Origin of the sequence: Burkholderia sp. SJZ089, from assembly GCF_007828315.1 — a bacterium.
Lineage (GTDB): Bacteria > Pseudomonadota > Gammaproteobacteria > Burkholderiales > Burkholderiaceae > Burkholderia > Burkholderia gladioli.
Genome location: NZ_VIUM01000007.1, coordinates 105,958 through 131,560 on the forward strand (window position 1 = coordinate 105,958; position 25,603 = coordinate 131,560).

The 25,603-nt window shown below is 65.3% G+C and carries 22 protein-coding genes and 1 pseudogene; 12 read left to right on the top strand and 11 right to left on the bottom strand.

Translation table 11 applies throughout. The features are described from left to right. Nucleotide 1 precedes the first annotated feature (1 nt). Nucleotides 2–1,135, bottom strand: coding sequence for an alkene reductase (locus FB600_RS14890; protein ID WP_409995221.1), 1,134 nt, complete (start codon nucleotides 1,133–1,135; stop codon nucleotides 2–4). Between FB600_RS14890 and FB600_RS14895 the strand changes: the two genes are divergently transcribed. Together FB600_RS14895 and FB600_RS14900 are read left to right on the top strand one after the other, a co-directional pair. Further along, complete coding sequence (locus tag FB600_RS14895; protein ID WP_145757025.1) at nucleotides 1,112–2,122, top strand: LysR family transcriptional regulator; 1,011 nt, start codon at nucleotides 1,112–1,114, stop codon at nucleotides 2,120–2,122. The genes FB600_RS14890 and FB600_RS14895 overlap by 24 nt on opposite strands. 428 nt (nucleotides 2,123–2,550) lie before the next feature. Continuing rightward, nucleotides 2,551–2,892 carry a zinc ribbon domain-containing protein YjdM gene (locus FB600_RS14900; RefSeq protein ID WP_036030409.1) on the top strand — a complete coding sequence of 114 codons (342 nt, stop codon included), beginning with the start codon at nucleotides 2,551–2,553 and terminating at the stop codon, nucleotides 2,890–2,892. Between the two features lie 195 nt (nucleotides 2,893–3,087). Here FB600_RS14900 and FB600_RS14905 read toward each other — a convergent pair whose 3' ends face one another. Together FB600_RS14905 and FB600_RS14910 are read right to left on the bottom strand one after the other, a co-directional pair. Beyond that, on the bottom strand, nucleotides 3,088–5,814 hold the full coding sequence (locus FB600_RS14905; RefSeq protein WP_145757024.1) for a hybrid sensor histidine kinase/response regulator: 2,727 nt from the start codon (nucleotides 5,812–5,814) through the stop codon (nucleotides 3,088–3,090). 2 nt (nucleotides 5,815–5,816) lie between these two features. Next, nucleotides 5,817–6,623 carry a DNA-binding response regulator gene (locus tag FB600_RS14910; protein ID WP_013691495.1) on the bottom strand — a complete coding sequence of 269 codons (807 nt, stop codon included), beginning with the start codon at nucleotides 6,621–6,623 and terminating at the stop codon, nucleotides 5,817–5,819. Nucleotides 6,624–6,980: 357 nt separating this feature from the next. On the opposite strand from FB600_RS14910, the gene FB600_RS38160 reads away from it, so the two are divergent. The 3 genes from FB600_RS38160 (at nucleotide 6,981) to FB600_RS14925 (ending at nucleotide 10,059) form a co-directional block, all read left to right on the top strand. Beyond that, the gene (locus FB600_RS38160; protein ID WP_098151354.1) at nucleotides 6,981–7,154 is read left to right on the top strand and encodes a phage tail protein; all 174 of its coding nucleotides are present in this window, start codon (nucleotides 6,981–6,983) and stop codon (nucleotides 7,152–7,154) included. Nucleotides 7,155–7,356: 202 nt separating this feature from the next. Next, complete coding sequence (locus tag FB600_RS14920; protein ID WP_145757023.1) at nucleotides 7,357–8,202, top strand: S8 family peptidase; 846 nt, start codon at nucleotides 7,357–7,359, stop codon at nucleotides 8,200–8,202. Nucleotides 8,203–8,277: 75 nt separating this feature from the next. Continuing rightward, nucleotides 8,278–10,059, top strand: a complete 1,782-nt coding sequence (locus FB600_RS14925) for a hypothetical protein (protein WP_145757022.1) — start codon at nucleotides 8,278–8,280, stop codon at nucleotides 10,057–10,059. A gap of 33 nt (nucleotides 10,060–10,092) precedes the next feature. On the opposite strand, the gene FB600_RS37735 is transcribed toward FB600_RS14925, so the two are convergent. Then, nucleotides 10,093–10,395: a hypothetical protein gene (locus tag FB600_RS37735; protein WP_227742701.1), complete on the bottom strand. Its 303-nt coding sequence runs from the start codon at nucleotides 10,393–10,395 to the stop codon at nucleotides 10,093–10,095. Between the two features lie 291 nt (nucleotides 10,396–10,686). On the opposite strand from FB600_RS37735, the gene FB600_RS14930 reads away from it, so the two are divergent. After that, on the top strand, nucleotides 10,687–13,767 hold the full coding sequence (locus FB600_RS14930; protein WP_261383385.1) for a hypothetical protein: 3,081 nt from the start codon (nucleotides 10,687–10,689) through the stop codon (nucleotides 13,765–13,767). A gap of 271 nt (nucleotides 13,768–14,038) precedes the next feature. Here FB600_RS14930 and FB600_RS14935 read toward each other — a convergent pair. Continuing rightward, nucleotides 14,039–15,708, bottom strand: a pseudogene (locus FB600_RS14935) (ABC-F family ATP-binding cassette domain-containing protein). A gap of 141 nt (nucleotides 15,709–15,849) precedes the next feature. On the opposite strand from FB600_RS14935, the gene FB600_RS14940 reads away from it, so the two are divergent. Then, nucleotides 15,850–16,068: a ParD-like family protein gene (locus tag FB600_RS14940; protein WP_013691499.1), complete on the top strand. Its 219-nt coding sequence runs from the start codon at nucleotides 15,850–15,852 to the stop codon at nucleotides 16,066–16,068. Next, nucleotides 16,068–16,898 carry a type I methionyl aminopeptidase gene (map, locus tag FB600_RS14945; protein ID WP_013691500.1) on the top strand — a complete coding sequence of 277 codons (831 nt, stop codon included), beginning with the start codon at nucleotides 16,068–16,070 and terminating at the stop codon, nucleotides 16,896–16,898. The genes FB600_RS14940 and map overlap by 1 nt, the downstream gene beginning before the upstream one ends. Nucleotides 16,899–16,983: 85 nt before the next feature. Here map and FB600_RS14950 read toward each other — a convergent pair whose 3' ends face one another. Continuing rightward, complete coding sequence (locus FB600_RS14950; RefSeq protein WP_098183257.1) at nucleotides 16,984–17,490, bottom strand: GNAT family N-acetyltransferase; 507 nt, start codon at nucleotides 17,488–17,490, stop codon at nucleotides 16,984–16,986. A 294-nt stretch (nucleotides 17,491–17,784) separates the two neighbouring features. On the opposite strand from FB600_RS14950, the gene FB600_RS14955 reads away from it, so the two are divergent. Next, on the top strand, nucleotides 17,785–18,069 hold the full coding sequence (locus FB600_RS14955; protein ID WP_127837719.1) for a hypothetical protein: 285 nt from the start codon (nucleotides 17,785–17,787) through the stop codon (nucleotides 18,067–18,069). Between the two features lie 487 nt (nucleotides 18,070–18,556). Here the strand turns inward: FB600_RS14955 and FB600_RS14960 are convergent, their stop codons facing one another. From FB600_RS14960 to FB600_RS14970, 3 genes are all read right to left on the bottom strand, one after another. Then, the gene (locus FB600_RS14960) at nucleotides 18,557–18,712 is read right to left on the bottom strand and encodes a winged helix-turn-helix transcriptional regulator (protein WP_098182261.1); all 156 of its coding nucleotides are present in this window, start codon (nucleotides 18,710–18,712) and stop codon (nucleotides 18,557–18,559) included. A gap of 18 nt (nucleotides 18,713–18,730) precedes the next feature. Beyond that, nucleotides 18,731–20,053: an MFS transporter gene (locus FB600_RS14965; protein WP_172878014.1), complete on the bottom strand. Its 1,323-nt coding sequence runs from the start codon at nucleotides 20,051–20,053 to the stop codon at nucleotides 18,731–18,733. 98 nt (nucleotides 20,054–20,151) lie between these two features. Beyond that, nucleotides 20,152–21,351, bottom strand: a complete 1,200-nt coding sequence (locus FB600_RS14970; protein WP_096752004.1) for a M20 aminoacylase family protein — start codon at nucleotides 21,349–21,351, stop codon at nucleotides 20,152–20,154. Nucleotides 21,352–21,616: 265 nt separating this feature from the next. Here FB600_RS14970 and FB600_RS14975 point away from each other — a divergent pair, with 265 nt between their 5' ends. After that, the gene (locus tag FB600_RS14975) at nucleotides 21,617–22,012 is read left to right on the top strand and encodes a DUF305 domain-containing protein (RefSeq protein ID WP_096752005.1); all 396 of its coding nucleotides are present in this window, start codon (nucleotides 21,617–21,619) and stop codon (nucleotides 22,010–22,012) included. A gap of 157 nt (nucleotides 22,013–22,169) precedes the next feature. Continuing rightward, complete coding sequence (locus tag FB600_RS14980) at nucleotides 22,170–23,165, top strand: malate dehydrogenase (RefSeq protein WP_145757020.1); 996 nt, start codon at nucleotides 22,170–22,172, stop codon at nucleotides 23,163–23,165. A 182-nt stretch (nucleotides 23,166–23,347) separates the two neighbouring features. On the opposite strand, the gene FB600_RS14985 is transcribed toward FB600_RS14980, so the two are convergent. Continuing rightward, nucleotides 23,348–23,623 carry a DUF1427 family protein gene (locus tag FB600_RS14985; protein WP_013691506.1) on the bottom strand — a complete coding sequence of 92 codons (276 nt, stop codon included), beginning with the start codon at nucleotides 23,621–23,623 and terminating at the stop codon, nucleotides 23,348–23,350. A gap of 285 nt (nucleotides 23,624–23,908) precedes the next feature. Here FB600_RS14985 and FB600_RS14990 point away from each other — a divergent pair, with 285 nt between their 5' ends. Beyond that, the gene (locus FB600_RS14990; RefSeq protein WP_145757019.1) at nucleotides 23,909–24,595 is read left to right on the top strand and encodes a hydrolase; all 687 of its coding nucleotides are present in this window, start codon (nucleotides 23,909–23,911) and stop codon (nucleotides 24,593–24,595) included. A 54-nt stretch (nucleotides 24,596–24,649) separates the two neighbouring features. On the opposite strand, the gene FB600_RS14995 is transcribed toward FB600_RS14990, so the two are convergent. Then, nucleotides 24,650–25,573: a LysR family transcriptional regulator gene (locus tag FB600_RS14995; RefSeq protein ID WP_096752006.1), complete on the bottom strand. Its 924-nt coding sequence runs from the start codon at nucleotides 25,571–25,573 to the stop codon at nucleotides 24,650–24,652. Between the last annotated feature and the right edge of the window lie 30 nt (nucleotides 25,574–25,603).

Sequence of the window (25,603 nt, forward strand, 5' to 3'; positions counted from 1 at the left end):
ATCAGGCGGCCTGGTACCGGGCGTAGTCCGTGTACCCTTGCGCGCCGCCGCCGTAGTACGTTTGAGTCGACGCCTCCGCCAGCGGCCGGTCCAGACGCAAGCGCTCGACCAGATCCGGGTTGCCGATAAACGCCTTGCCGAAAGCGACCATGTCGGCATGGCCGTTCGAGATCGCCTCGATCGCCAGCGCGCGGTCATAGCCGCTGTTGGCGATGTACGCGCCGTCGAACGCACGGCGCAAAGCGCGGAAATCGAATGCCTCCGCTGTTCCGGCCGGCACCCGCTCCTCGATGCAGTGCAGGTAGGCGAGGCCTAGCGAGCCGAGCCTTTCGACAAGTCGCTCGTATGTCGACTGAGGATCGCTGTCGAGCGGCGTCTCGCCGATCGTGGTCTTGACCGGCGACAATCGCACACCCACATGCCCGGCACCCCAGATCGCGGCCACGGCCTCGGCGACCTCGACAGGCAGGCGCAGCCGGTTCTCGATCGAACCGCCATATCGGTCGTCCCGATGATTCGTGCTGTCCCGCAGGAATTGCTCGAGCAGGAAGCAGTTACCCATGTGAATCTCGACGCCGTCGAATCCCGCCTCTTCCGCCATCCGGGCCGCGTGCCGGTACTCGTCGATCACGCCGGGAATCTCGTCCGCACGCAATGCACGAGGCATGGACGGCGGCAGCATGCCGGTCGCGGTCAACACCGTGCCGCGGGCCTGGATCGCCGACGGCGCGACGGGTGAGCGAGAACCTCCATGTAGGTTCACATGCGAAATCCGGCCGGTATGCAGAAGCTGCAACACGATCGTCCCAGCGGCGTCATGGACCGCATCGGTCACCCGCCGCCAGGCCCGCGCCTGCTCTTCAGTGTAGATGCCTGGGGTATACGCATAACCGCGCCCCTGGCGGGAAACATTGGTGGCTTCGGCAACGATCAATCCGGCCGATGCGCGTTGGCTGTAATATTCGGCAGCGAGAGCCGTCTGCACGCCTTCAAGGTCGGCGCGCGCCCGCGTCAGCGGTGCCATTGCGATACAGTTCGAGACATGGATTTCACCAAGCGCACCGGGAGAAAAAAGGGTGGAGGCCTGCATGGACTGGTCCTTGAGCAATGAATGAACGTCGATGAAGCGCATCATGCCGCCCGGCGCCCCGGTGGTGAATCCACTAAAATCGATTTTCATTTCCTCAAAAAATGGACAAGTGACGTGGACCGACTCGAAGCCATGACGATGCTGCTCGCGGCGATAGAGAAAGGCAGTTTCTCGGCCGCAGCACGGGAAATGAACGTGCCGGTACCAACGCTCACGCGCCGGGTGACCGATCTCGAAGAACAATTGGGCACGCGCCTGCTCACGCGCACGACGCGCAAGCTCGCGCTGACGGATGCGGGCGTGGCCTACGCGGCCACGGCCCGGCAGATTCTGGATCTGGTCGCCGAACAGGAACGCGAGGCGACGGGAGAGTTCACGGTACCGCGCGGAGAGCTCACAATCGCCACGCCGGTGCTCCTCGGGCGACTCTACGTGCTGCCGCAAATCCTGGACTTCCTGGACGAATTTCCCGAGATCGATGTCACGCTGACGCAATCGAACCGCAATGTCGATCTGGTCGAAGCGCACGTCGACGTGGCGGTTCGTATCGGCAGACTGCCCGACAGCAGTCTGATTGCGACGCGAATCGGCGCATTTCGTCCGGTCGTGTGCGCGAGTCCCGCTTTGCTCGAGAAACGAGGGATTCCCGGCACGCCCGCAGATCTGGCGGACATGCCTTGCGTGAGATTCAACGGACCGATGTTCTCGCCGGACTGGAGCTTTCGGTGTCCGGACACAGGCCGGCTGGTCATCCTCCCCATTTCTCCGCGGCTGCAGGTTTCGTCGCCCGATGCGGCGGTCGACGCCGCGATTCGCGGTCTCGGATTCACGCAACTGCTGCACTATCACGTTGCAGAGGCCGTCGACGCCGGCAAGCTCGAGATCGTGCTGGATTCCTTCGAGCTCGACCCGGTGCCGATCCAGCTCGTCCACGTTTCCCGCAACATGATGCCGCTGAAATTGCGACGCTTTCTCGATTTCGTGACGCCGCGATTCCGGGAATCTCTCTCCCGGTTTGCCAGGCAGACCTGAACCACATGGATGCGTCTCACCGCCCGTAGCGGTGCGCCAGCCGATTCGGCTGATCGACCTCGCGGTATGCTCCATGAGCCGGCTGAAGTCGATTCGTCGGCTGGATCAGGTGCCCGGCATCGCTCTGATGTCTTGGGAAGGGAGAGGCCGGACAAGGCCGCCCCGATCGACGCTTGAGCCGCTGCGTCCGGCGTGAAGCCGGCATCGATTTCGACCCGAGGAAGATACTAGACTTCGATACACCGACTGAACGTTTTCATCAATTCGTTGCATCGACGGGTTGAATCCGCAACCCAAAGCCGACGGTCAGGCATCCCGAAAGCGGACGCTCAACATGGTGACGTGGTGAGCGGGGCAGGATGACCAACGTACCGGACACGCTATACTTTCGCGCTTTCATTGCCCTCGTCAGGCACCAAGGATTACACATGAGCGCATTGCCCCCCTGCCCAAAATGCAATTCCGAGTTCACATACGAAGATGGGAGCCTCTACACTTGCCCGGAGTGTGCGCATGAATGGTCGGGGCAAGCAACTGTGCCGACCGAAACAGTTGACAGGGTTTATCGCGATTCAGCCGGAAATGTCCTGCAGGATGGGGATACCGTCACGGTCATCAAGGACTTGAAACTGAAGGGTTCGGCTGGCGTGATCAAGATGGGCACCAAGGTAAAAAATATCCGGCTGGTGGACAGTGACCACGATATCGATTGCAAGATCGATGGCTTTGGTGCCATGAGCCTGAAATCGGAATTCGTCAAGAAGGCGTGACCACGGGAATGGTGCATCAATGGCGGCTGTTGGCCGACTACTGCCTGATACAACCGAAAAAATCGATACCGCGTGCCCGGTCGTCGACATTAATATTTCGAATCCGCGAATCCATGCTGCACATGTCTCCGCGCGTTGCCAATGCGAGCCAGCACGTGAGTTGACACATTTAATGTGGCCTACGCAAATCGTCGATTATTTTTCGAGAAGCACCCGCAATTCCCCCAACTCTCCAAGCCTCGCCAATTGCTGCACCTTCAGGGCAAATGTCGCGCATCGCCGGTCGCGTGCGGCAAGCCCGTCGGCCCAGTCGACCAGATCCGTGATCGCGCCCAGGCCGATCAGTTGCCGCGCCTCGGCAAGAGCATGCATCGACGGACGCACCAGCGGCGCCTCCTCGCCCTGTGGTGGCCCCGCGGTGCTCTCCCGGGCCAGCCCCAGCAGGCGCGCCAAGGTGTTGTGCAGTTCCGGCAGATTGACTGGCTTGAGCAGGCACGCGTCGTAGCCGGCGGCATCGCCATTTCCCCGAGTTTCCTTGACAGCTTGCGGTAGCGCGGAAAGCACCACGACCGGCGCCGTCGGAAAGTGCTGCCGTACCGCTGCCAGCACCGCCGCGCCGCCCGCGCGAGGCATCGTGTGATCGGTCAGCACGAGATCGGGCCGAGGCCCGCGCGCCCCGATAACCCGCTGGATCAGCGCCGCGCCGTCCGGCATCGTCTCCACCTCGAAGCCGAGATTCGACAGCTCATCGTCCAGAAACTGCCGGATTTCTGCGGCATCCTCTGCGACCCAGATCCGTAGGCCATTGCCGGCGATCGACGGCAACACACCTGCTGTATCGGAAAGATGATGCCGGGCCGCATCAGCTTCGGGGACGATGCGCGACGGAATCGTCAACGTGATGGTCGTGCCGAGGCCCGGTGTGCTATCCAAAGTCAGCATACCGTTCATGCGCGACACCCAATGCTTGACGATGGCGAGCCCGAGCCCGATGCCCGGCAGGCTGCGCGCCGCATCGAGGCGATGGAACGGCTCGAAAATCCGGCTCTGTGCCTCGACGGCGATGCCGCATCCGGTGTCACTGACCGCGATCATCAGGGCGACCGCCGCGGTCGCGGGCGGCTCGCTCCGGCAGTCGACCGACAAGGTAACGGTGCCCGCGCGCGTGAATTTGATGGCGTTGTCGACGAGATTGCCGACGATCTGGCGGATGCGTTTGTCGTCGAGTTCGAGAATCGGCGGTACTTCATTGCGCAGGTCGAGCACGAAGCGCAGGCCGGCCTTGCCGGCAAGGCTTTGCGCCTCGTTCGAGAGCGCGTCGAGCAGCGCATGGGTATAGACGGGCGCTGGGTGCAGCGCATCCGTATCCCGGCCGGCGGCAAAATCGATCAGGTCGTTGACCATGTGGAGCATGTGTGTGGCGCTTCGGCGGATGATGCCACCGCGCGCGGCGTCCTCACGGCCGCCCGCCTGCACGAGGTCGGCAAAGCCGATGATCGAGGTCAGTGGTGTACGCAGATCGTGGCTGACCCGCGCGAGAAAGTCCGTTTTCGCGCGGTTCGCTTCACCGGCAGCGATCAGGGCCGTGTGCAGCGCCTCGGTGCGCTCGCCGACGGCGCGTTCGAGCCGCTCCTGCTCGCGCGCCCGCTCGTCGAGCAGCGCCTGCTGGGCCCGTTGCTGTTGCCGTTCGAGGTGCATCGCGCGTCCGCTCACTGTCAGGATCATCATCAAAAGTACAGACAGATTGTCCCAGGCAATGCCCGCACCCCAGCGCTCGGGCAGTATGCCGTAAAGAAAGGCGATCCGCAGGAACAGCGTGGCGCAGTCGATCGCGAAGGCGAGCAGAAACAGTCGCGCATTGGCGTGACCGCGCCGCCACCCGTCGAGCATCGAGACGATCCAGACGAGGTTGCACAGAAAGATGCTATCGAGCGCGAAATTCGCGCTGACCCGATAGTCGCCGATGGCGCTCCAGAGGCCGAACAGGCACTGCAACGCGATCAACGCGCGGTAAGTCCATTTCCAGTACGGAATCCGTTCGAGTTCGGCATAGGCCATCGCCATCGCGCTGAACAGTGCGGTGGTGATGGCGCCAGCGATGCTCGGCGCGCGTAGCACCCATTCGCCGCCGTCAACCAGAACGTAACGATAGAGATAGCCGCGAAAAGCCAGGTCGTAAGCGATGTCGCAGAGCACGGTACCTGCGAGCAGCAGGAACACGGGATCGCGCCGGCTGAAGCCGAGGCACAGCGCGTAGACGGTGATGGTCAGCAGCGAGCCGACCAGCAGCATTTCGCCCATCGCGCCCTGTTGCTCGGTGTCACGGAACGCGCCGGGCGTCCAGAGGTCGGCCGCCATGCTGACCGACGAACGGCTCTGGATGCGCAGTGCAAAACGCATCCGTTCGCCCGGCGCGAGCGTGATGGGGAAAACCGACAGCGCCGTTTTGACGGGCCGGCTGAGGAGCGGTTCGCGGTTGCCCGCGAGCACGGTTTCCCGCGGACGGTCGTCGCCAGGCGCGAAGCGGAAATAGCGCACGTCTTCGAGCCGCACCACGGCGACCGACAACCAGCGCGTCACCTCCTGGCGGCCGCTGTTCTCGAGCGTGCCCGTGAGCCAGAACGCCGAGGCGCTATAGCCCCGGGTGAGCGCGGCGGGCGTCGCGGGCTGCCAGTTGGGAGAGGCGAGCGCGGCAGCGGCATCGAGTTGGCCACCAGGGTCCTCCAGCAGCGCCAGCTGACGCGTCAGCGGCAACTGGGGTGCCAGCCGCGCCAGATCGATGACCTCGACGGCGGGTCCGCTTTCCCCAGCCTCGACGTTGGCTGGACGCGTCATCAGCAGGACCAGCGCAAGCAGCGGTAACAGCGAGCACAAAGAGAGAGCGAGGGCTAGCGGGCGCCACACCACATGAGGCGCGCGCATGATCAGGCATCCTCGTCTTTGGGCTGGCGCAGCGCTCTCGGCGCGAAGCCGAAATGCTTGCGGAACGCGGTGGAAAAATTACTGCGCGTGCCGTAGCCGAGCGAGCTGGCGATGGTCTGCACGTCAAGCGCGGTTTCGCTCAGGAGTCGCCTTGCCTCCTTCATGCGCGCCTCGCGCAAGAAGTCGAACACCGTCATGCCGACGCAACGCCGAAAGGCGAGATTGAGCCGGTGCGCGTTGGTGCCGACGGCGCGGGCCAGACGCGCGAGTACGGGCGTGTCGTCGAGCTGGATCAGCAGTAGTTTACGGGCCGCGCGAAACAGGGCCATGTCGAGCGTATTGGCGCCGCCGCCCGTGCCCGATGCCACGTCGACTTCGGTTTCGTCCGCCGTCTGGCGCGCGAGCTTGCCCCGCAGATGAATGCCGAGCCGCAGCCGCACTTCCTCGAAATTAAACGGTTTGGTCACGTAATCGACGGCGCCCGCCGCAAGGCCTGCAACACGCTCGTGCGGCATGCCGGCTGCGCTCAGGAAAATCAGCGGAATGGCGCGAGTGGCCGGATCGGCCTTGAGCAGGTGGCAGGCGGTAAGGCCGTCGCAGACGGGCATGGTGATGTCCATCAGGATCAGGTCCGGCAGCACGGCTTGCGCCTTGCCGTAACCGTCGCGGCCGTCGCTCGCCAGGTAGACGCGGCAACGCTGCTGGCTCAGGAAATCCATGAGCAGCATACGGTCTTCGCGATTGTCGTCGACGATCAGTACGCGCAACCCGTGCAGGTGCCCGTCGCCTGTGTGGATCCCCGTGGTCATGGGCGCATTTTTCCATATTTTCGAGATGGGGGCGGGCGAAAAACGGCGGCGTCCCGAGGCAGGTCGGGGCGCAATCGATTCTTCAATATTTTTCCTTCCCGCAAATCTTTTCGACCGTTCTGCAATCGTTTCGGCTCGTCGGCGTCGTCAAGCTGGGATAGCCTTGCGACGATATAAATTGCGACCGCCTGACAGCATGAGCACGGGGTGTCTCACGACTGGCGTGGCCAGAGCCGGTGCGGCGCCTTTCCATCGCGAGCGTGGAGGTGCACGAGAAGTTGCTCGCAATAAAAAAGCGTGACCAGACCAAGCGAGGATAAAAAATGAATGGCGAGTCATTTGTAGGGGGCCGTGACGATGTCCGCGGGAAATGTCTTGCCGGCAGGATGGCTTCCCTGCGATGGCCGAACGCTGTTGATCGCGCAACATCCCGCGCTTTTTCTATCATCGGCGCGCATTACGGCGGGGACGGCAAGATCAATTATTGCCTGCCCATTTTCACGGGCGTATTTACGACCGGCATGCCACTGAACCAGAGGGCCGCCACGGCGCGTCGCCAGGGGAGCGCTTCAGCGCAAATGCCGGGCGCGGCGCTTTGCGGGCAGGCCAATCTTCCAGCGCACACGCATGCCCGCACGATTTCGCCGGTTCGAGCCGGGCGCCCCCCGGTTACGCCGATACCGGCACCTTGCCGCATGGCAATCAAGTTCAAGTCGACGTTCTAGGCCCGGAAATGAAAGCGCCGGTCACGGTCTGTCTGCTCGATTCCGGCTTGCTTCGGCACAGCGAGGCGGCGCGGCGGCTTTGCGGCGGCATCGATCTGAGCGACGAAGGCGGCTTGTTCGCGCGGTGCAACGAACACGGCACGCGCGTCGCCGAAACCGTGCTGGCCCAGTGTCCGCAGGCGCGGCTCGCGCTGGTGCGGATCGTCGACGAGAACGGCTGGCTGCGCAGCACTGAGGCCATCGAGGCCGGTTTTGCCTGGGTACTGGAACGGTTGCCCGAGCTGGGCCCATCGGTGATCTGCGCGGCTTTCGGCGACATGTTTCATTACCGCGCCGACACGCTGTTCGAGGATAGTGCGCTGCGCCGGACGATCGCGGCCTTGCGCGGCGCAGGCGTGCTGACGGTCGCGGCAGCCGGCAATCTGTATCCGCGCTTTCGCGAGGCGCAGCAGCAGGGCATGGCGTGGCCCGCGATCCTGCGGGAAACCGTCAGCGTGGGCGCGCTCGACGGCGACCCGCTCGCGGGTACGCCGTTCGGCGTGAAATGGTCAAGCCAGCGCCTGCATCGTTCGTTCGGCAGCGGCTGCGCCACCACGCTGTTCGCACAGCCGGGGCCGCCGGGCGATACCAGCGGCGCGGTGGCCGTGGTGGTCGGGCAGCTCGCAGGCCTGCTGCAAGCCGATCCCGACGCCGGCGCGGATGTTTTGCTGGAACGGTTGATGGCGCGGACCGGCCTCGTGCCGGATGCCGTGACCGGGCTGACATGGCCCGCGCTGCTGCCGGACGCGCCGTGCAAGCGGGGTGTCCCCGACCCGGCTCATCCGGAGCATGAGGTGAAGGAATTCCGAGAGTAACCGGCGGCGCCGCAACATCGCTGGCGCCGCGCGGCAAGTGTGACCCGTAAAAACAACGCTACCAAGGCCATCATCATGTCCGATACGCCGCAGTTCGAGAAAATCGAGGACAGCACCCAGAACATCCTGAAGGACTTCGACATCGCCGTCTCGCTGACGCTCAAGAGCATCAATGTCCAGCTCGCCAGCGCCTGGCAGAAATGGCATCACGGCACTGCGGGGCTCAGTGTCTGCAACAAGGAAGTCGTCAAGGAAAGCGAGGACGGCGAAGCCGATAACGATTTGCACTACCGCCTCGATCTGCGTTTGCAGCCGCCGGTCGTGTCGGTCGATCCGGCGCGGCAGTCGCTGCACGATGTGATTGTGACCTTCGAGATCGCCTCGGGCGCTGTCGCCAAGACGGTGGGCAAGCGTAGCGCGTCGCTGGACCTGACGGGCCTGAAATTCTGGTTCACTGCCACGCTGGTCCAAAACGAGGTGAGGCCGGAGCAGCTGTACAGCCTCGATGCGCAGACCGCCCGGACCGTCGCGGCATTGAGCGGTAGCCAGGGCGCCGGCGCGTTCACGATCGAATGCCTGTTCCTGAATCTCACGACCCTCGATATCGTGAGCGGCTTCGGCCTGTCAGTGCCAGGTGTGGAGCAGAGCGCCCAGCGCTTCAGACATGCGGGTTATGCGGAAAAATTCCTGGCCCGGCCGGAAAACATTGTGGCGTTGCGCCAGGAGCTCGACGATCAGTTCGCGCTCTTCATGCGCGATTACTTTGCTCGCGACCGAACGCCCGACGGCAATCCGGTCGGGCGGTTCCTGCTGAACACGACGATGCGTCCGCACGCGCCGAAAGTCGAGCCGAGCCTGTCGATCAACGATCTGCGCTTCAAGGTAACGAGGCCGCCGGCGCATGGCGCCAAGGCCAGCCCGAGCTCGCTCGATTACCTGTGCACGGTGGTCGACGGCCGGCCCATGCCGGCCCACGGCGGGCCGCTCGACAACGCGCTGGGCGCGCTGGGCAGCTGGCTCACGCCGGACCGGGTGGAAGGTAGGCAGGCCACGGCGGCGGGCGCGATGGTGCTGCGCAGCGGCCGCGTCGCCCGGCTGCTGGCGGAGATTTTCCGCAAGGCGCTGCCGGAACAATACGACGCAATGGAGCAGGCTAACCAGGCGGCCGAAGCGAAACTCGGGCGCAAAGTCACGAAGCCCGAAGTCGAATATCCGTATCCCGAACATCACTTGCTGTTGACCGAAACGCCGGCCTGGGACGATACCACCGGCAAGGTGTCGATCCGCTCGTCGCCAGCGCAGAACCGATACGAATGGGAGGGCAGAGAGGACGACAACAAGGTCAAGTTCCTGCTGCAGAAAAGCCTGAGCCTCGATTTGACGCCCTCAGCCGGCGAAGGTTATGCCGTGAGCGGCGCCTTCGTCATCGAGCTGTCTCGCAAGCGCGACACCGCGTGGGGCAATACCGATGCGTGGGCCAAAACCGTGGTGCCGATCGCTGGCAAGCTGGTTTTCATCGCCAACAGCGACGGCGTGATCTGCGAGATCAGCCCGCAGATCACCATCGAGATCGGCACGCCCGTGCAGACGTCGGAGGCATCGAGCAGCAACGTTTTCGTCAGCGTGTTCAACAACGATGCATGGGACCGCTCGCAGGCCACCGGCTTTTCCGATGCCATCCGCGAGAAGATCCAGCGCATGCTGGAGGAGGTGTTCGGCAAGCTCAATCTGCGGCTCAAGGACTTCGCGATCATTCCGCCCGGCGGCGAAGCCTTTGGTTTCTCGAAGCCGCGCATCGGACCGGGCCGCGATCTGCTTCTCGACGTGGTCTATCGCACCTCGCTAAAGCCGAAATGATGGCGCCGTCCCATTGAATCGCCGGGGAGCACGCTATGCGGCTCCTGCCTGTTTCGCGAATGCCGTCATCCGCTTCCCGCTATCTTCACCGACCTCACCGCCATGAACACGCCCGCCGTCAAGCGCTTCAACACCACCGAGCTCAACGGGACCCCCGTTTCCTTCACGGTGGACAGCCAACTGCTCGATTACCTTGAACCCGCGCGCGCCTTCGGCGCCGCCGATCTGGCCGCCGCCAGCGCGGGCAGCCGTTATCAACCGACCGTGGTCGCGATTCCCGACCATCGCCCGGAGGCACTCGCGCCAATGCTCCTGAGCACCGGCAGCGCGCAGCATCTGCGGCTGCTGCGGCGCGTCGCCAATGGCGGGACCGAGCTGCCGGCCAGCTATGAAACGATAGATCTGTCCGCCAGCTTCGCCCACATCGCCAAAGGGACGGTGCGCGCCTTCGCGGCCGCCTGGACGGCCGACGACGACAAGGTCACGCTGGCGGTCGCCGTCGATTCGTCCGCGCCGGGCAATCCGAGCCAGATCCTGATCGCCTATGACGTGAGCACGCGCGACGACGACTGGAGCGCGCTGCCCTGGAACAACTACGGCACGCGCGACGCGCTCAAGGTCGACGGCATGCGCGTGGTGCAGGAAGCGGACGGCGGCTGGCTAACGCTGATGTCCGCCGGCGCGGGCGTACTGGCCAATACCTTCGTGATCCGCCAGCGGCGGCCCGGCAGCTTCCAGAGCGGCGGCCTCGTCTACAGCACGGCGATCGACCTGACCGATATCGCCGATTTCCAGGTCGGCGGCGTGGAAGGCGACGCAGCGCTGCACGTGCTCGGCACCAATCACAAGGGCAAGCGCGTGGTGATCACGCGCAAGGTGCCGACGCTCGATGCAAACGGCAATCCGGTGGCCACGCCGTTTTTTCCGCTCGATTGCCCGGGCGGCGCCAACGTGCTGTCGATGGGGCTGAACCGCCCCGGCGCGGGTGCCGATCTCTACACGGGCGGCCGCGGCGTGCAACGGCTGGCCGCCGAGGATTTCGAGGAGCAGGAGGACGCGATCTTCGAAACGGTGATGAGCGAGGACGTCGCGCCCGGCGTCGAGCGTCTGCTGGTTGCCGAGGCGGCTGATGGTGCGGTCACGGTGTGGGCACTCGATAACGCCGGGCGATTGCTGGTCGCCAGCCGGCCTGCGTTGGAGCCGGGGCAGCGTGCGCCGGCGCCGTGGAGCGAGCCGCTGGTGCTGCGGCGCGGCGTGCATGAAATCGCCGCGGTGCCAGGCGATACGCATCTGAGCGCCTCCGTGCTGGTGATCCACGACGAAGGGGGCACCAGTTCGCTGGTGCGCGACGCCCGGGGCATCTGGCAGGATGAACCCATTACCGTCGCGGATGTCGGTGCGGCCACGAAGCTGCTGACGTTCCAGACCGTGGTGGCGTTCAAGAACGACAACGGCTTGCCGGCGGCGGGGCGCGTGCGTCTGTCCGCTTCGGTGGCGTCGACCATCGTGCTAAACGGCCATAGCCATTTCGTCTATCCCGGCAACGACGCGGTGCTCGACATTCCCGCCGACGGCAAGCTCACGCTCAGCAACCGCGCGCTGTCGTTCAGCCCGGCGACTTACCGGCTCAAGGTTGATCACTGGGCGCAAGCGATCGATATCAATCCGGCTTCGAGCCTCTATCAGCGCTTCGGTACACTCACGGCCGACGATCTGCGCAAGGCCAGTAAGGCCGACGGCCAGCCGCTGCTCGGCGACGCGTGGCGCACCGGCAACGAGGCCGACTCGCTCGACGCGCTCGTGCAGTCGCTCAAGCAGGCCGCTCAGCTTGCCACCAGCAAGTCCGGCGGCGCCGACGGCATCTGGCTGGTGAATGAGGGCGAGATCTTTTCCTCGCGGGTCGCGGCGGCCAGCCTGCCGGATGGGTATAGCTGGGGGCTGGCCTCGGACGGCGCCGGCGGCCTGCAGCCGATCGATCAGACCACTGCGAACCGCCTCGCGAGCCAGGCGGGGCGCACCTCGTCGGGCCTGTTCGGTACCGGGGTCTCGCTTTCGGATACCTGGGAGATGATCGCCAATGCGGCCACCGATGCAGTGCGTTTCGTGGTGCGCAAGGCCACCGACGTGATCGAATTCATCTGCGAGATCGGCGGCAGGGTCGGCCGCTTCATCCTCAACACGCTCGAGGAAATCGGCTCGTTCTTCAAATGGCTGTGGGCCTCCATCAAGACAGCCGCCGAGGATGTCTGGGACTTCCTCAAGTTCCTGTTCGACTGGGACGACATCATCGCGGTGCGCAATAGCGTCCGTGACGGTTTCGAGGATCAGCTGAAGGCGCTCAGGAAGGACGTGCAGGGTTTGCGGCCGATCGTGGCCGGTTTCTTCGACGACGGCATCCGCAAGGTGCAGGACATCAAGCGCAGTCACGGTTTCCCGGTGTCGCGCCCGGTCGGCGAACAGGAGATCGCGGCGGCGCGCAAGCAGGGCGCCGACGGCCAGGACGCGGCCGTCAACAGTGGTCCAGGCTCGTGGATCATGGAGCAGTTCGGCAACGTCACGAAGGCGTTTATCGATATCGAGCTGCCCGACATGCCGGACACCGGGCCCGGCATGATGGACGTATTCAATCGCCAGCTCGACAACCTCTCGAACATGGGCAGCGATATCGGCGGCGCGATCCGCTCGATCTTCCCGGATGGCAATCCGTCGATCCTCGATCTGAGCTTCGAGAAGATCAAGGAGGTGGTGGCGGCGGTCGGGCTCAACATCGCGGAAAACGCGCTGACGATGGGCAAGGACCTGTGCCTTGCCATGATCGATACCCTGGCGGCGCTGCTCGATGCCTTCCGCGCGGTGATGTTCGCACGCATCCGTTCGCCGCTGATCGAGAAACTGTGGGAGCTGATCAGCGGGGAGAAGAAGGATCTGTCATTCTCGATCATCGATCTCGTGCTGCTGCCGCCCGCCGTGATGGGCACGATCCTCTTCAAGCTGATTTTCCCCAAGGTCGACATTCAGGCGGTGGCCAGGGTGCGCCTGCCGACCGACGACGTGGTGGCGGTGCAGTCCGACGGCCTTTTGTCAATCGCCGCCGTGCTCAAGGATGTTGTTTCGAGCTGCATCAGCTTTTATTCGGTCATGAGCGGGGCGTTGTCGGCGGCGGCGAGCGTCGTCAAGCAAAAGGCCATCGGGAAAGTCAAATGGGTTTTCTGGACCCTCGGTGTGCTGGCGCATCTGGCGACGCCGGTATATGGCGCGTACAAGCTGGTTCGCGACCGCAAGCGAATTCCGTCGCGCATGTCGCGCGAGCTCGATACGCTGGCCTGGTTTGTCGTGCTAGCCCAGCACAGCGTGAAGTACATGCTGTACAAGTTGCCCGAGGGCATGGAAGAAGCGGCCTATGCGGTTTCCCACAAGGGGCTGGCGCTCGGCGAACTGGGTTGCAACATCGTGAACCTGCTGCTGCGCAGTCTTGCTATCGCCTACGCCGAGGAAGGGGAATATCCGGCGCTTCCGATGGTGCGGTTCTACTGCACCACGGTGGGCAAGGCGCTGAATGCCGGCGCACACCTGATATCGCATCCGAAGGCCAAGGCCGCGCTGGTGGTGGGCGCCGCAGGCAGCGGGATCGGTGCGCTGGTGGTGGCGGCGTGTCATTTCCGGAAGGCTCATCTGCCCGTCGTGCAGGAGGCCATCGCGGCGTTGTAGCCACCGCTGCTTTCAAGCTTTGAAGCCGACGGAACCCGCGCTCGATTCATGCAATTGGTGGTGGGCTCCGTCCATTGCGAACGGAAGAACCTCGATGACCATTGGTGATCGTGCAAAGCCATGCGCATCGTTGTGAAAATTCAGGCAGTGAGACCAGGGCATCCACCAGCTCTCGACTCAGCGAAAATCCCGTAAATGCGGTGCGACGACACAATCGATCAGTTCATCGCAGCTCACAACGTTTATCCCAGAATACTCATGCAACGCACACTCACTGCAGGCTAGCCTGCTCGCGCATGCGACGAGCCTCGTCGCGCAGGAACTGCTGGTAATCGTCCAGGTCGCCGTCGAAGGGCTCCACGCCCCCCTTGGTCACGAGCCAGAACTCGTCGCACACCGCGCGCAGCAGCGACCGGTCGTGGCTGACCAGCATCACGGTGCCCTCGAACTCATTGAGCGCCATGCCCAGCGCCTCGCGGGTGGCCAGGTCCAGATGGTTGGTCGGCTCGTCGAGCAGCAGCAGGTTGGGGCGCTGCCACACGATCATGCACAGCACGAGCCTCGCCTTTTCCCCGCCGCTCATCGTGCCGACCTGCTGATGGACCATGTCGCCGCTGAAATTGAAGCTGCCGAGGAAAGTGCGCAGCGATTGTTCCGTGCCGCTCTGACCAGGCGCGCGCATGTGCGCCGGCGTGTCCCTGGCCAGGCGGATCATGTGCTCGATCGGCGTATCGAGAGGACGCAGCACGTCGAGTTCCTGCTGGGCGAAGTAGCCGATGTTCAGGCCCTTGCCTTCGCTGATCTCGCCCGCGATCGGTGCCAGCGCGTGGGCCACCGTTTTCACCAGCGTGGATTTGCCCTGCCCGTTGGCACCGAGGATGCCGATGCGCTGCCCGGCCAGCACGGAACGATTGATGCCTCGCACGATGACGGTCGGCGGCGTACCCGGCGCCGCGTCGTCCGGCGCGGGGTAACCGAAGCTCGCGTCCAGCATCGACAGCAGCGGGTTCGGCACGTTGAGCGGCTCCTTGAACTCGAAGCTGAATTCCGCGTCGGCCAGCACCGGCGCGATCTTCTCCATGCGCTCGAGCGCCTTGACCCGGCTCTGCGCCTGCTTCGCCTTCGAGGCCTTGGCCTTGAAACGATCGATGAACTTCTGCAGGTGGGCGATTTTGTCCGCCTGCCTCGCCATCGCAGCCTGCTGCAAGACCATCTGCTCGGCACGCATCTCCTCGAACTTGCTGTAGTTGCCGCCGTAACGCACCAGCTTCGCGTTGTCGACGTGCACGGTCACCTGCGTCACCGCGTCGAGGAATTCGCGATCGTGGCTGATCACCACCAGGGTTCCCTGGTAGCGCTTGAGCCACGCTTCCAGCCAGACCAGGGCGTCGAGATCCAGGTGATTGGTCGGTTCGTCGAGCAGCAGCAGGTCCGACGGGCACATCAGGGCGCGCGCCAACTGGAGCCGCATGCGCCAGCCGCCGGAGAAACTGTTGACCGGCTGGTCGAGCTGCGCCTCACTGAAGCCAAGACCGAGAATCAGCGCCTGCGCCCGCGAGGGAGCGTCATGCGCACCGGCGTCGTGCAGGGCCATGTAAGCCTCCGCCATGCGCATGCCGTCGTCGCTGGCCTCCGCGGCGGCCACCTCGGCCTGCGCGGCCAGCAGCACGGTGTCGCCCTCGATCACGAAGTCGGTCGCGCTCTGCTCGGTCTCGGGCATATCCTGCGCGACCTGGCCCATCTTCCACGCGGCGGGAATCGAAAACTCGCCGCCGTCTTCATGCAGCGTGCCGTTGAGAAGGCCGAAGAAGGACGACTTGCCGGCGCCATTGCGGCCGACCAGGCCGATTTTTTTTTTTCCCCCGGCGTGAAGACGACGGATGCGCGATCGAGCACGACATTGACGCCGCGGCGCAGGGTGACATTACGGATGGAGATCATGAGGAGCGACTTCGGAGAGGACAGGCATCATAGCCGACCGGCGGGCAAGCCTGCCCGATGTGGGGCGGCAGTCGACCCGTGGCAGCCCGGTTTATTTCTGCTAATATGCGAAACAGCTACATTTCATATAAATAGGGCAACATGGGAATCATCAAAATCTCCGAGTCGATGCACGACTCCCTGCGCCGCACCAGCGGCGCGCTGAGCCGCTCGATCAATGCGCAGGCCGAGCACTGGCTGCGCGTGGGCATGCTGGCCGAACTGAATCCGACGCTGAGCTACGGCGAGATCTGCCAGATGCTGCTGCGCGCGGAGGTCCAGCAGGCGCCCGACGAAACTTCACTGCCGCAGGTGGCGTGATGGCGCGCGCTCCGAAAATCACGCTCCGCTCGAAGGCGGAAATCGCGCAATCGCGCGTGGCGGGCAAGCTCGCGGCCGAGGTGCTGCAGATGATCGGCGAGCATGTGAAGCCCGGCGTCACCACCGACGAACTCGATACGCTGTGCCGCGAGTACATCGTCAACGTGCAGAAGGCGACGCCCGCCAACATCGGCTATCACGGCTTCCCGAAGACGATCTGCGCCTCGGTCAACCATGTGGTCTGCCACGGCATCCCCTCGGCGCACGTGCTCGAGGACGGCGACATCATCAATATCGACGTCGCGGTGATCAAGGACGGCTGGTTCGGCGACACGAGCCGCATGTACTACGTCGGCGAACCCGCGCCCGCCGCCCGGCACCTGGTGGACACCACCTACGAGGCGATGCGCGCCGGGATCCTCGCCGTCAGGCCGGGCGCGACGCTCGGCGATGTCGGCCATGCCATCCAGAGCGTGGCGCACGCGGCCGGCTACAGCGTGGTACGCGAGTACTGCGGGCACGGCATCGGCACCGTCTATCACGACGAGCCGCAGGTGCTCCATTACGGCCGGCCCGGCATCGGGCTCAAGCTGGTGCCGGGCATGATCTTCACCATCGAGCCGATGCTCAATGCCGGCAAGGCGGAAACCAAGCAGCTCTCGGACGGCTGGACCGTCGTGACGCGCGACCGCTCGCTGTCGGCGCAATGGGAGCACATGGTGGTCGTGACCGAGCACGGTTTCGAGGTGCTGACGCCCTGGCCGGAAGGCACCGGCAGCTACGCGTCGATCGGCGCGGCGCAGGGTTCGGAATCGGCGTCGGCGGCCTGATTCGAGCGGCGGCTGCCGCGTCGGGCATCAGCGGCAAGGCAAGGGCCGCCGCGCGCCTATCATGGCGCGCGGCGGCCTCGACGTTTCAGGCGGCCGGATCCGGCTCGCCGAGCCAGCGGTACATCACGAGGCAGTCGACCAGGCCGAGCCTGGCATGGCGATAGGCGCGCGGCAGCGTGCCCACCACCTCGAATCCCATCTTCTTCCACAGCGCGACGGCAACCTCGTTGGTCGCGACTACCGAATTGAACTGCATCGCCAGGAAGCCTGCCTCGCGCGCCACCTGCAGCGAGTGCTCGCACATGCGCTGCGCGACGCCCTTGCCGCGCGCGGCGGGCGCCACCATGTAGCCGCAATTGCAGACGTGATTGCCCGGGCCGGCCGCGTTCGGCTTCAGGTAGTAGGAGCCCAGCAGCTCGCCGTCCTGCTCGGCGACGAAGGTGTGGAGCGGCAGGTCGATCCATAGCGAGCGCGCCGCCTCCCTGGTGATGGCCGGGTCGTAGGCGTAGGTTTCCTGCGCGGCGGCGATGACCTGGAAGGTCGGCCAGAAGCGGTCGAAATCGTCGGCTGTGAGGGGGCGGAGGGTGATCATCGGCGAAGGCTGCATGGAAAGGGGGAAGGGATTTCCTCTGGATGCACGGCACGGTCGATCGACACGACGGCTCCCGGGTCACTGCGATGGCCCGGCAGGCCGGCGAGATACCAAATCGTCATTGCCGACCAGACATGAGCCTGCCAACAAGCATATATCCAACGGCCTACAACGCATGAACAACAACACGCGGTGCCAAGGATACCGCGACGATATACGTCTCGACGCGCCGGTGCGGATCCGTTTATAGGTCACGACTCTGTTCGTTCCGAACGACCTTGCGCACGGCCATCCATGAATCATTTCGCAGCGAAGCGGTTCCGAGGACAGCAATACACGCTGGAGCACCTGCAACCGATGATATTGCAGGTGCCCTTGTCTCCTGCCGGCAAACCACCGATCAGCGTATCGATCGTCGTTCGATTTGGATGCCATTGCTTCACCGTGAGCTTTCGTGACGACATCCATGGTGACGAACATCGATACACGCATCGGGGAGAACTGCGCGCCTTCGACGAAACGCGCTACTGGTGCCGCGGCAACTCCCTACCGTCATTGCCGGCATGCTCGGGGGAATGATTTATTGGTCGAGGGAAAGCTATACCTATGTGGCGCAGGTGGTTCTGCCAATGGCAGACGGGCCACGAGACTATTCCTTGTTCTTCAGCCTGACGAAAAACCACGCCTCCCTGCTACCCGCTCTCAACATGTACGTGAAGAGCGCATATTTGAGAAACCTGGCCGCGTCGACCGGCGCGCAAAGGTGGCGATTCAGGTCCCTGGTCGGACTGGTTGCCGGCGTGTACCAGGAACAGGAGAATGCTCGGCCGAAAAAGAAAAAGGCCCCGAAGGGCCTTTCCCAGGCACGATGACATGCCTGCGGACTTCTCTTGCGCCTGCTGGTGTGCAGGACCCGGTGGGCAGCACGCTCGTCTCGCATCGATACCGCCAATGCTCATCCGCTCACGAAACGCCTTGACAAACGCCGCCAGTGTACGGAGGCGAGCGTATCTCGTCAATGAGGCGCGATGCCGGCCACGGCCTCTCGTCACTGCGCCAGACGGTCTCACGCCCGCGCCTGCCGATCATACGCACGCTGCGCCTCCTCGATGACATGCAGGTGCTGGATCGACCAGTCATACACCGCGCCGAACGGGACCTGCAGCGTCCTGCCGAGATCCGTGATCGAATACTCCACCGCCACCGGCGAGGTATCGAGCACGGCGCGCCGGCAACTGCCTCAACCCGCCTCGCCCTCGTCCTTCGCCGTCTCCCTGAGCAGCGACACCGCCACCAGCGACAGCAGCACGCAAACCGCCACGTACCAGGCCGGCGCGAGGCGATTGCCGGTCACGCGCACCAGCCAGGTGGCGACCAACTGCGCCGTGCCGCCGAAGATCGTGACCGCCAGCGCATAGGCGATCGAGATGCCCGTCGCGCGGATCCGGCGCGGGAACGATTCGCACATCAGCGCGAACTCCGAGGCCGAGCCCATCGAGAAGAACAGCAGCATCAGCGAGGTCAGCGGCATCACCACCGACAGCGTCGGATAGCGATTCATCAGCATGAAGGCCGGAAACAGCAGCAACACCAGCGTGCCGCGCCCGACGAAGATCGGCAGCTTGCGGCTGCCCACCTTGTCGGAGAGCCAGCCGAACACCGGGCACATCACCAGGATCACGCAACTCGACGCCACCCCGACGAACATCGACAGCTTCATCGGCAGGCCCAGCGTGTGGATCGCGTAGGTCGGCATGTAGAACGTCAGGATGTAGGTGGAGACCGTGCCGCCCATCACCGTCAGCGTGATCAGCAGCACCGTGCGCGCGTGCTGCGTGAACAGCTCGCGCAACACGCCGCCGTCGATCGCGTGCGAGGCCGCGCCGGGCTCCTCGGCGAGCCGGCGGCGCAGCAGCATGCCGACCGGCGCGATCGACAGGCCGACCACGAAGGGAATGCGCCAGCCCCAGCTCTCCAGCGCGTCCTTGGTCAGCACATTCGACAGCAACGCCGCGAGCCCGGAGCCCATCAAGGCCGCGCCGCCTTGCGTGGCAAGCTGCCAGCTCGCGCGGAAACCGCGCTTCGCCCGATCGCCCTGTTCCAGCAGGGTGGACGTGGCCGCGCCGAATTCGCCGCCTTGCGAAAAGCCCTGCAGCAACCGCGCGAACACGATGATGACGGGCGCGAACACGCCGATCTGCGCGTAGGTGGGCGCGATCGCGATCAAGCCCGTGCCGATCGCCATCAGCATGATGGTGAGGTTCAGCGCCGCCTTGCGGCCGCGCCGGTCGGCATGGACGCCGAGCAGCACGCTGCCGAGCGGCCGCGTGAAGAAGCCGGCCGCGAAGGTCGCCACCGACAGCAGCAGCGAGGTAGTCGCGTCGCCGGCCGGGAAATACAGCTTGCCGATCAGGACCGCGAAGAATCCATACACGGTGAAATCGAAGAATTCGAGCCAGTTGCCGATCACGGCCGCCACCACGGCGCCGCGCGCGGACAGCCGGGCAGGCGCGGCGGCGTCCGGTGTTTCGTCGATGCGAAGCGTCAGTTGCTCGTCGCGCATGCGGCTTCTCCCTTGCTGGATGGTTGGAAACGGGCTCGATGGATCACGCGGGGCGATGCGTCGCCGCGTTCGTGGCGACGCAGGATGCCGGCGCGATCTCAGCGCGACAGGTAACGCTCGACGAGCCGCGTCCAGAAGGCCGCGCCGATCGGCAGGTTGTGATCGTTGAAGTCGTAATGCGGGTTGTGGACCATGCAGCCGTCCTCGCCCACGCCGTTGCCCAGCCGCACGAAGGAACCCGGGCGCTGCTGCAGCATGTAGGCGAAATCCTCGCTGCCCATCAGCGGGTCGGTCTGCTCGACGACGTTGGCCTCGCCCACCAGTTCCTTGGCGACCTGCGCCGCGAAATCGGTTTCCTCGTCGGAGTTGACCACCACGGGGTAGCCGTCGACATAGTCGACGATGGCCTTGGCGCCGTAGCTGGCCGCCTGCGCCTCGGCGATCTCGGTGATCCGGCGTTTCAGTTGCGCGCGCACCGTTTCGCTGAACGAACGCACGCTCAACTCGAGCCGCGCGCGCTGCGGGATCACGTTGTTGACGGTGCCCGCGTGCATGGTGCCGATGGTGACCACCGCCGCCTGCGAGGGATCGAGGTTGCGCGAGACGATGGTCTGCAGGGCCATCACGATGCTGGCCGCGACCACCACCGTGTCGACCGCCAGGTGCGGGCGCGCCGCGTGGCCGCCCACGCCCTCGATCTCGATCACGGCGCGATCGCCCGCCGCCATGAACGGCCCGCGCCGCATCAGGAACTTGCCCGGCTCCGCGCCGGGATGGTTGTGCATGCCGAACACGGCGTCGCAGGGGAAGCGTTCGAACAGGCCGTCGGCGATCATGCGCTGGGCGCCGCTGTCCACGCCCTTTTCCTCGGCCGGCTGGAAGTACAGGTGCACCGTGCCCGAGAAGTTGCGGGTGCGCGCCAGATGGCGGGCGGCGCCGAGCAGCATGGTGGTATGGCCGTCGTGGCCGCAGGCGTGCATCTTGCCGTGCGTCTCGCTCGCGTAGGGCAGGCCGGTGGCTTCCAGGATCGGCAGGGCGTCCATGTCGGCGCGGATGCCGATCCGGCGCCGGCCCTCGCCCACCGTCAGCGTGCCGACCACGCCCGTCTCGCCCACCCCGCGCGTGACCTGCCAGCCCCAGCTTTCGAGCTTGCCGGCGACCAGCGCCGCCGTCGCCACCTCCTCGAAGGCCAGTTCGGGATGGCGGTGGATGTGGTGGCGGATGTCGAGCAGGTCGGGAACGTCGTCGGCGAGATCGGGGATTTCGGTGTAGCGGGCTGCGGTGGCATTGGCGGTCATCAGGGGCTCCGGGGCGCGGTGCGCCGGGTGGGGGTCGATGGGGCGGACTATAGCCAGCCAAATCCCGCTATATAAGATGCGGGATTTTTCACCGTGATTAGTAAAAGTTATCGCTCCTTCCAGCGAATCACGATGGCCTTCATTCCTCCTTGACCTTCCCACCATGGCAAGCTTGACGATATGCCCCGTGACGAGCCCCGCGGGCACACAACCTGCGCGCCGGCCTCGCACACTTCGCCATTCCCCAGTCAAAGTGAGAAGCCAGATGACATTCCGACATGCACTCCGCTCCATCCTGCCGCTCGCGGCAGCCGCCGCCTTGCTGGGCGCGCCGGCGTTCGCCAGCGCGCAACAAGGCGCTGCTCCCGCCATGCAAGGCATGAAGATGTCCGCGCCGAGCGACGGCCCGGCCGGCTCCACCACCGCCTTCCAGAACGCCGACCAGAAGATGATGCAGGGCATGAGCGCGCCGCCCTACACGGGCGACGCCGACAAGGATTTCGTCGCCCACATGATTCCGCATCATCAGGGCGCGATCGACATGGCCGAGGTGGAACTGCGCTACGGCAAGGACCCCGCGATGAGGAAGCTCGCGGCCGGGATCGTCGCCGCCCAGCGCACCGAGATCCGCACCATGAAGCAGTGGCAGCAGGCGCATTGAGCGCCCTCGCGCCATGCCGCAAAGGCATGGCGCGAATCGTTTTTCTGTATTGGCGCGCATGCGCCGCCTCTGGGATGCTTGAGCCATACGAAACGGCGCCCGCCAGTCGTGACACGCACGGCGGGCGCCGGCCCCAAGCCCACCCAAGGAGCGCACCATGCCCAACCTACCCGTCAAACGCGTCGCCGTGACCGGCGCGGCCGGCCAGATCGCCTATTCGCTGCTGTTTCGCATCGCCAACGGCGACCTGCTCGGCAAGCAGCAGCCCGTGATCCTCCAGTTGCTGGAACTGCCCCAGGCGATGCCCGCCCTGCGCGGCGTGGTGATGGAGCTGGAGGATTGCGCCTTCCCGCTGCTGGCCGGCATCGAGATCAGCGACGATCCGCGCCAGGCCTTCCGCGATGCCGACTACGCGCTGCTGGTCGGCTCGCGCCCGCGCGGCAAGGGTATGGAGCGGCGCGACCTGCTGGCCGCCAACGCCGCGATCTTCCGCACCCAGGGCGAGGCGCTCAACGAGGTCGCGCAGCGCTCGGTCAAGGCGCTGGTGGTGGGCAATCCCGCCAACACCAACGCCTGGGTCGCGCGCCGCTTCGCCCCGGACCTGCCGCCCGACGCCATCACCGCGATGATCCGGCTCGACCACAATCGCGCCGCCTCGCAGCTCGCGGCGCGCTGCGGCGTCGAGGTCGGCGCGATCACGCAACTGGCCGTCTGGGGCAATCACTCGCCCACCATGTACGCCGACTACCGGCACGCGCTCGCCGACGGCCAGCCGCTGCCGGCCAGGATCGACGACGAAGCCTGGAACCGCGAGGTCTTCATCCCCGAGGTGGCGCGTCGCGGCACCGCCATCATCGAGGCGCGCGGCGCCTCGTCGGCCGCCTCGGCCGCGAACGCGGCGATCGACCAGATGCACGACTGGGTGCTGGGCAGCGACGGCCGCTGGGTCTCGATGAGCATCGTCTCGAGCGGCGAATACGGCATCCCGGCCGGGCTCGTCTACGGCATGCCGGTAACCTGCGAGGCGGGCGGCTACCGCGTGGTGAACGGCATCGAGATCGACGCCTTCGCGCGCGAGCGCATCGACGCCTCGGCCCGCGAGCTGATGGACGAAATGACGGCTGTGCGCGAGATCCTCGGCCCCGGCGCCTGATTTGGGCGGCCCGGCGGAAGCCTCGGGTCGGAGAGGATCGCCGCCGAGCAGCGCATGCCGCAAGTCAGCCTCACGCGAGACGCGTTCGCGAGCTGCGCGCCGACCTGCTGTGAATCTCTAGGGAAGCTTGCGGGCGCAACGATCGCGGCCTCGCGCCGCGCATCGCCGCCGCCCTCGCCGCATCACGACGGCTCGCGCCGCGTCGCGCCGCCGCCCGCGCCCGGGCCGCCCGGCAAGGCGCCGAACATGTGCTGGTTGCACTTCGCCTCGCGCCACGCGGCCGACAGGCGATGCCCCGCCAGGATCCGCCGCGCCACCGGCAGGATCTGCTCCCCCGCCAACATCCCCAGCAGCCCCAGCAGCGCGATCACGGGCGGCGCCGGCGAAGCCACGCCGATCGCGCCATACACCACGCCGGCCAGCAGACCGGCAAGCAGGGACAACACATAAGCCTTCATCGGGCCGCTCCTTTTCACGAGATGCCGGCGCTCGCCGTCGCACGGCCGGACGTCCGCAAGACTAGCCGGTTCGCATGAAGAAAGAAAGCGTGGAACGGCACTTTCGAGGGGCGGTTTTTGGAATCGAAGCCATTCCGTTTCTTGGATTTCTTGGCGCCGCGATTGCGTGTCAAATGATTGCCGCCGGATCGTGCCCCGTTCCGGCGCCCTGCCACGTGCACGGTTTCCCCGGTCGCGCCATCCGGCCGCGCCGCTCTCCTCTCCCCAATCGAAGGACGCCACCTCATGAGCGATTCGAAGCTTGAAGTTCTCACGCCGCAAAACAGCCAACTGATCATCATCGACCAGCAGCCGCAAATGGCCTTCGGCGTCCAGTCGATCGACCGCCAGACGCTGAAGAACAACGTCGTCGCGCTGGCCAAGGCCGCCAAGGTCTTCAAGGTGCCCACCACCATCACCACCGTCGAGAGTGAAAGTTTCTCCGGCTACACCTATCCCGAACTGCTCGACGTGTTCCCGGGCCAGAAGGTGCTCGAACGCACCTCGATGAATTCCTGGGACGACCAGAAGGTGCGCGACGCGCTGGCCGCGAACGGCCGCAAGAAGGTGGTCGTGTCGGGCCTGTGGACCGAGGTCTGCAACACCACCTTCGCGCTGTGCGCGATGCTCGAAGGCGGCTACGAGATCTACATGGTGGCGGACGCATCGGGCGGCACCTCGCAGGATGCGCACGACTACGCGATGCAGCGGATGATCCAGGCCGGCGTGGTCCCCGTCACCTGGCAGCAGGTGATGCTCGAGTGGCAGCGCGACTGGGCGCGCCGCGACAGCTACGACGCCGTGATGGCGATCGCCAAGGAGCACTCGGGCGCCTACGGCCTCGGCGTCGACTATGCCTACACGATGGTGCACAAGGCCGCGCAGCGCACGGCCGGGCAGCACGAAATCCTCGCGGCGGTGCCGGCGAAGTAAGCCGAGCACCGGCTCGGGATGCCGCGCGCGAGTCGCTCGCGGCCCTGTTTCGATTCAGTCCCCGGACAGCGCCCAAGGTGCATGCGCCAGGTGCTCGACGAGGAAATCGAGCAGCACCGTGACGCGCGCGGCACGCAGCATGCCGGGCGGCGTCACCAGGTTGACGTTGATGTCGGAGATGCGCCAGTCGCACATGACGCGCTCCAGCGCGCCGCTCTTCAACGCATCCCAGACCAGGAACTCCGGCTGCAAGGCGATGCCCTGCCCGGCCAGCAGCGCGGGCAGGATCACGTCGGCGTTGTTGGTGCGCATGCGGCCGCGCACCGGCACGGCGAACTCCTGGTCGGAGTCGACATGCCGGAATCGCCAGTAATCGGGCGAGGGCAGGTTGGTGTAGATCATGCTGACGTGCCGATCGAGATCGCGCGGATGCTCGGGGCGGCCATGCCGCTCCAGGTACTCGGGCGAGGCGACCAGCGGACGATGCACCGCGCAGAGGCGTCGCGCGCGCAGCGAGGAATCGCTGAGATCGGCGATGCGGATCGCGACGTCGCAGCCGCTGGAGACGATGTCGATGATCTGGTCGGTCAGCACGAGGTCGACGTCGACGCCGGGATAGCGCTCGAGAAAGGCCGGCAGCAGCGGCGAGAGATGGCGCAGCCCGAACGACATCGGCGCGTTCAGGCGCACCGTGCCGTGAGGTTCGAGCGCCTGCGCCGAGGCCTCGTTCTCGATCATCTCGGCATCGGCGAGCAACTGGATCGCGCGATCGCGCAGCAGCTCGCCGGTAGGCGTGAGCGAGAGCTTGCGCGAGGTGCGGTACAGCAGCATGGTGCCGAGGCGCTGCTCGAGGCGCGCGATCGCCTTCGAGACGGTCGGTTGCGAGATGCCCAGCAGGTTGGCGGTCTTCGCGAACGAGCCGGTCTCGACGACGCGCGCGAAGATGGCCCAGGCTTCGAGATCAGGAAGAGCTTGCATGTGCGGGTGGGGAGTGAAGGTCCCGCGCGC

Bases quoted from the DNA above. Each gene is read 5' to 3' on its own strand.
- FB600_RS14895 (WP_145757025.1), top strand. From the start codon at position 1,112: ATGAACGTCGATGAAGCGCATCATGCCGCCCGGCGCCCCGGTGGTGAA.
- FB600_RS14890 (WP_409995221.1), bottom strand. From the start codon at position 1,135: ATGATGCGCTTCATCGACGTTCATTCATTGCTCAAGGACCAGTCCATG.
- FB600_RS14900 (WP_036030409.1), top strand. From the start codon at position 2,551: ATGAGCGCATTGCCCCCCTGCCCAAAATGCAATTCCGAGTTCACATAC.
- FB600_RS14905 (WP_145757024.1), bottom strand. From the start codon at position 5,814: ATGCGCGCGCCTCATGTGGTGTGGCGCCCGCTAGCCCTCGCTCTCTCT.
- FB600_RS14910 (WP_013691495.1), bottom strand. From the start codon at position 6,623: ATGACCACGGGGATCCACACAGGCGACGGGCACCTGCACGGGTTGCGC.
- FB600_RS38160 (WP_098151354.1), top strand. From the start codon at position 6,981: ATGTCCGCGGGAAATGTCTTGCCGGCAGGATGGCTTCCCTGCGATGGC.
- FB600_RS14920 (WP_145757023.1), top strand. From the start codon at position 7,357: ATGAAAGCGCCGGTCACGGTCTGTCTGCTCGATTCCGGCTTGCTTCGG.
- FB600_RS14925 (WP_145757022.1), top strand. From the start codon at position 8,278: ATGTCCGATACGCCGCAGTTCGAGAAAATCGAGGACAGCACCCAGAAC.
- FB600_RS37735 (WP_227742701.1), bottom strand. From the start codon at position 10,395: ATGCTGCGCGCTGCCGGTGCTCAGGAGCATTGGCGCGAGTGCCTCCGG.
- FB600_RS14930 (WP_261383385.1), top strand. From the start codon at position 10,687: ATGCGCGTGGTGCAGGAAGCGGACGGCGGCTGGCTAACGCTGATGTCC.
- FB600_RS14940 (WP_013691499.1), top strand. From the start codon at position 15,850: ATGGGAATCATCAAAATCTCCGAGTCGATGCACGACTCCCTGCGCCGC.
- map (WP_013691500.1), top strand. From the start codon at position 16,068: ATGGCGCGCGCTCCGAAAATCACGCTCCGCTCGAAGGCGGAAATCGCG.
- FB600_RS14950 (WP_098183257.1), bottom strand. From the start codon at position 17,490: ATGATCACCCTCCGCCCCCTCACAGCCGACGATTTCGACCGCTTCTGG.
- FB600_RS14955 (WP_127837719.1), top strand. From the start codon at position 17,785: ATGAATCATTTCGCAGCGAAGCGGTTCCGAGGACAGCAATACACGCTG.
- FB600_RS14965 (WP_172878014.1), bottom strand. From the start codon at position 20,053: ATGCGCGACGAGCAACTGACGCTTCGCATCGACGAAACACCGGACGCC.
- FB600_RS14970 (WP_096752004.1), bottom strand. From the start codon at position 21,351: ATGACCGCCAATGCCACCGCAGCCCGCTACACCGAAATCCCCGATCTC.
- FB600_RS14975 (WP_096752005.1), top strand. From the start codon at position 21,617: ATGACATTCCGACATGCACTCCGCTCCATCCTGCCGCTCGCGGCAGCC.
- FB600_RS14980 (WP_145757020.1), top strand. From the start codon at position 22,170: ATGCCCAACCTACCCGTCAAACGCGTCGCCGTGACCGGCGCGGCCGGC.
- FB600_RS14985 (WP_013691506.1), bottom strand. From the start codon at position 23,623: ATGAAGGCTTATGTGTTGTCCCTGCTTGCCGGTCTGCTGGCCGGCGTG.
- FB600_RS14990 (WP_145757019.1), top strand. From the start codon at position 23,909: ATGAGCGATTCGAAGCTTGAAGTTCTCACGCCGCAAAACAGCCAACTG.
- FB600_RS14995 (WP_096752006.1), bottom strand. From the start codon at position 25,573: ATGCAAGCTCTTCCTGATCTCGAAGCCTGGGCCATCTTCGCGCGCGTC.